At 71.7% G+C, this 4,042-nt stretch carries 5 protein-coding genes; 4 read left to right on the top strand and 1 reads right to left on the bottom strand.

The genetic code is table 11. The features are described from left to right. Both VH112_14800 and VH112_14795 read left to right on the top strand, forming a co-directional pair. Window positions 1-889, top strand: an 889-nt coding sequence (locus VH112_14800) for a B12-binding domain-containing radical SAM protein (GenBank protein ID HEX4541507.1), incomplete at its 5' end; no start/stop codon positions are given. Further along, a complete protein-coding gene (locus VH112_14795; GenBank protein ID HEX4541506.1) occupies window positions 886-1,602 on the top strand; it encodes a TIGR03936 family radical SAM-associated protein in 717 nt (238 codons plus the stop codon). The genes VH112_14800 and VH112_14795, both read left to right, overlap by 4 nt. Window positions 1,603-2,042: 440 nt before the next feature. Here the strand turns inward: VH112_14795 and VH112_14790 are convergent, their stop codons facing one another. Continuing rightward, a complete protein-coding gene (locus tag VH112_14790) occupies window positions 2,043-2,369 on the bottom strand; it encodes a hypothetical protein (protein ID HEX4541505.1) in 327 nt (108 codons plus the stop codon). Window positions 2,370-2,505: 136 nt separating this feature from the next. On the opposite strand from VH112_14790, the gene VH112_14785 reads away from it, so the two are divergent. Together VH112_14785 and rplU are read left to right on the top strand one after the other, a co-directional pair. Continuing rightward, window positions 2,506-3,756, top strand: a complete 1,251-nt coding sequence (locus VH112_14785) for an Rne/Rng family ribonuclease (protein ID HEX4541504.1) — start codon at window positions 2,506-2,508, stop codon at window positions 3,754-3,756. 35 nt (window positions 3,757-3,791) lie between these two features. After that, on the top strand, window positions 3,792-4,042 hold a 251-nt coding region (gene rplU, locus VH112_14780), incomplete at its 3' end, for a 50S ribosomal protein L21 (protein ID HEX4541503.1).

Below are 4,042 nucleotides of genomic sequence, written 5' to 3'. Positions count from 1 at the left end.
GCCAGAGTGCGGGACCTGGCGCATGCGCCAGGTGATCAACAAGCTCATCCGCGAGGAAGACCTCTACGGTGCGATGGAGTCGACCTTCTCGCAGGGTTGGCAGAGGGTGAAGCTCTACTTTCTGATCGGACTTCCAACCGAGACCGACGAGGACGTCCTCGGGATCGCCGAGCTGGCCCGCAACTGTGTTGCCATCGGCCGGCGTCACGCCCGACACGTGACCGTGACCGCGTCGGTCGGTGGCTTCGTGCCCAAGCCGCAGACGCCGTTCCAGTGGTTCGGCCAGACGACCACGGCCGAGCTGCACCGCCGGATCCGCCTGTTGCGCGACGCCACCCGGCGCGACCGCGGGCTGAACCTGCGGTGGCACGACCCCGAGGCGACGCTCGTCGAGGGCATCGCCAGCAGGGGCGATCGCCGCCTTGGTCCGGTCATCGAGGACGTGTGGCGCCGAGGGGGGACGTTCCAGGAGTGGTCCGAGCATTTCCGCCTGCCGTTGTGGGAGGAGGCGATGGCGGCCCACGGGCTCTCGATCGACGACTACGTGCATCGTCACCGCCATCCCGACGAGCTCCTGCCTTGGGAGCACATCTCCGCCGGGCTGCATCGCGATTTCCTCTGGCAGGACTGGGAAGACGCTCTGGCGGAAGCTGGCGTCGAGGACTGTCGGTGGACGCCCTGTTACGACTGCGGCGCCTGCACCGGGTACGGCATCGAGCACGTGGTGGCCTCGCCCGTCCCCCCCGCCGGCGGGAGTCAGGGGACCGGCCAGGACCTCTCCAGCGGCGGCGCCGTACCGGTCACGCTGTTGCCGGCCCGAGAGCCCGGCCCGGGAGGCCGGGCCAGCAACGAGCCCGGCTCGAGAGGGATGACGGGGGTCCGTCCGTGAGGATACGGATCCGCTTTGCCAAGACGGGGAAGGTCCGGTGGACGAGCCACCGCGACGTTGCCCGCATGTGGGAACGGGCCCTCCGTCGGGTCCGCTTGCCGGTCGCCTACACGGAGGGGTTCTCACCCCGACCGCGGGTCAGCTTCGGGCTGGCCCTGCCCACCGGGCACGAGTCGGATGCCGAGTACCTCGACGTCGAGCTGGCCGGTCCCGGTGGCCGGGAGCATGAGCTCACCGACCTGCCGGCCGCCCTCAGCGACGCCTTGCCCGATGGCGTCGACGTGCTGGCGGCGGCCGTGCTCGACGGCCGGGTCCCGTCGCTCCAGCACGATGTCACCTCCTGCTCCTGGGAGGTGGAGGTCGTCGACGTGGGCCAGGTGCAGATGGCCGGTCTGGTGGACGGCGCGCTGAAGGCCAGCCAACTGCTCGTCACTCGGGAGCGCAAGGGCCGCCAGGTCACCGACGACCTGCGACCGGCCATCGTCTCCCTCGGCGTGCTCGAGGGCCAGCAGGAGGGCACGCTGCTGGGCACCGAGCTCGCCACCCACCCCCGCGGGGTGCGCCCGCACGAGCTTCTCCAGGCCCTCGGGCCTGGCCTAGAGGCGGGCCGCGTCCGCAGGACTCATCAATGGATCGAGCGCGACGGCGCCCGGTGGGAGCCGCTCCCGCCCGGTGCGACGCACGCGCCGCACGCCTGGGAGCGTGCGTCATGAGAAGGGACGTTTTTGATGTCCGACCCATCGACGGGCCGGTCCGATCGCGGCCCGGGCCCCGAACAGGGCCCGGCCCCCGAGGGCTCGGCCCCCCCGCCCAGGACGAGCTCGGAGGGAGCCTCCAATCCCGAGCCTGCCGACGACCTCGCTGCGCCGAGGCCGGCCGCCCCAGGCTCGGGTAGCTCCGGCTCCCCGCCGGCCGAAGACGCCGGCGCCGACGCCCGCCCCCGCCCTCGGCGGCGAGGGTCACGGGGAGGTCGGGGTCGCTCGCCGCGGCGCACCGTAGCGGGCGACGAGGCTGCTGCAGCCGGCCCGGGAGGCCGGCCCGACGATGCAGCCGGCCCGGGAGGCCGGCAGGACGATGCGGCCGCACAGCCGGCCGAGGCCGATCAGGCTGCCACGGGTGACCAGGCTGCCTCGGGTGACCAGGCTGCCTCGGGTCAGGAGCCCGGCGCCGAGGAGCCCGGCGCCGACGACGCTGCGGCCGAGGACGAGCCCAGCGCCGCCAGCCCCACCCCGAGGCCGAAGATCGGAGACACCCGGCCGGCCCCGCCACCGTCCCGGACCAGGCCCGCCGGTGGCAGGCAGAGGGCGAAGGACGGCAGCGGTCGGCGTCGAGGCGGTGCGGGCGACGCCGCCGGCCCGGGAGGCCGGGCCGAGCGGACCGACGCCGACGCCAGATCAGGGGCCGCGCCCGAGCCTGCGGGCGAGCAGCGGAACCGGCGACGGCGGGGCGGCCGCGGCCGGGCGGCGGCGTTGGAGCCCACGGCGACAGCGGGTCCTCGGGTAGTCGAGAGTCCCGCGGCTCCTGCCGGCGACGGACAGGAGGCCGGGCGCCAGCGCGGGGGCCGGGGCCGCGGTCGGGAGCGAAATGGCCGGCCCGTCGGCCGCTATCTCATGTGTGTGCACGTGCAACCCAACGCCACCCAGGTGGCCGTGCTGGAGGGTCGCTCCCTCATCGAGCACTACCTGTCGCGTCCTCAGGACGACGAGACCCTTATCGACGGGAACATCTACCTCGGGCGCGTGCAGAACGTGCTGCCGGGGATGGAAGCGGCCTTCGTCGACATCGGGACGCCCAAGAACGCCGTGCTCTACCGGGGTGACGTCCGTTACGACCCCGAGGACGTGCTCGAAGGTGGCAAGCGGGCGGACGCCCGTATCGAGCAGCTGCTCCGTCCCGGCCAGCACATCCTCTGTCAGGTCACCAAGAACCCGATCGGGACCAAGGGAGCCCGCCTCACCCAGGAGGTGTCGCTGCCCGGACGCTTCGTCGTGCTCGTTCCCAACAGCGATACCTACGGCATCTCGAGGCGCCTCGACGACGACGAGCGGAAGCGCCTGCGGCGGATCCTCGACGAGGTGCGGCCGGCGGGCCACGGGCTGATTGTCCGCACCGCGGCCGAGGGGTCCTCGGCCGACGAGCTCGGTCGGGACGTGGCCCGGCTGGTGGCCGAGTGGCAGGGGATCGAGGCGCAGGCGAAGAGGGTGTCGGTTCCTTCGCTGCTGTACCGCGAGCCCGACACCGCCGTGCGCGTCATCCGCGAGGAGTTCAACCGCCAGTACCGGGGCGTGGTGATCGACGACCCCGACCTCTACGAAGAGGTCCGCGACTACGTGGCCAGCATCAGCCCGGAGCTGACCGACCGGGTCGAGCTCTACGACACCGAGGACGAGGGTCTGCCGCTCTTCGAGCGTCATCACATCCACGAGCAGCTCCACAAGGCCCTCGACCGCAAGGTGTGGCTCCCCTCGGGCGGCTCGATCATCATCGAGCGCACAGAAGCCCTCACCGTCATCGACGTCAACACCGGCAAGAACGTCGGCACCTCGAACCTGGAAGAAACTGTCTACCGCAACAACCTCGAGGCGGCCGAGGAGATCGCCCGACAGCTGCGGCTGCGGGACATCGGGGGGATCATCGTCATCGACTTCATCGACATGGAGGTCCGGGGGAACCGGGCCGAGGTGGCACGGGTGTTCAAGGAGGCTCTCGCCCGTGACAAGACCCGGACCCAGGTCTCGGACATCTCGGACCTCGGGCTGGTGGAGATGACGCGCAAGCGCGTCTCCGAGGGCCTGGTCGAGTCGTTCACCCAGCAGTGCCCCACGTGCAACGGGCGGGGGATCGTGTTCGACGAGTCGCTGATGTGAAGCCACACGGGGCGTCCTTGCTACGCTCTGTCTTCATGTACGCGGTGATCGCCACGGGCGGCAAGCAGGCGCGCGTGAGCGAGGGCGAGCGGGTCCTGGTCGAGCGCCTGGGCCTGGACGTGGGGGACGAGGTCTCCTTCACGCCTGTCCTGGTGGTCGACGGCGAGACCGTGCTGGCCGGGCCGGACGCCCTGGCTGGCGCCTCGGTCTCGGCCCGGGTCGTCGGGGAGGAGAAGGGGCCCAAGGTCAGCGGGTTCACGTACAAGCCCAAGACGAACAACCGACG

It is taken from the genome of Acidimicrobiales bacterium, from assembly GCA_036270875.1.
In the GTDB taxonomy this organism is placed as follows: domain Bacteria; phylum Actinomycetota; class Acidimicrobiia; order Acidimicrobiales; family AC-9; genus AC-9.
This window is presented reverse-complemented; position numbering and strand designations above follow the sequence as displayed.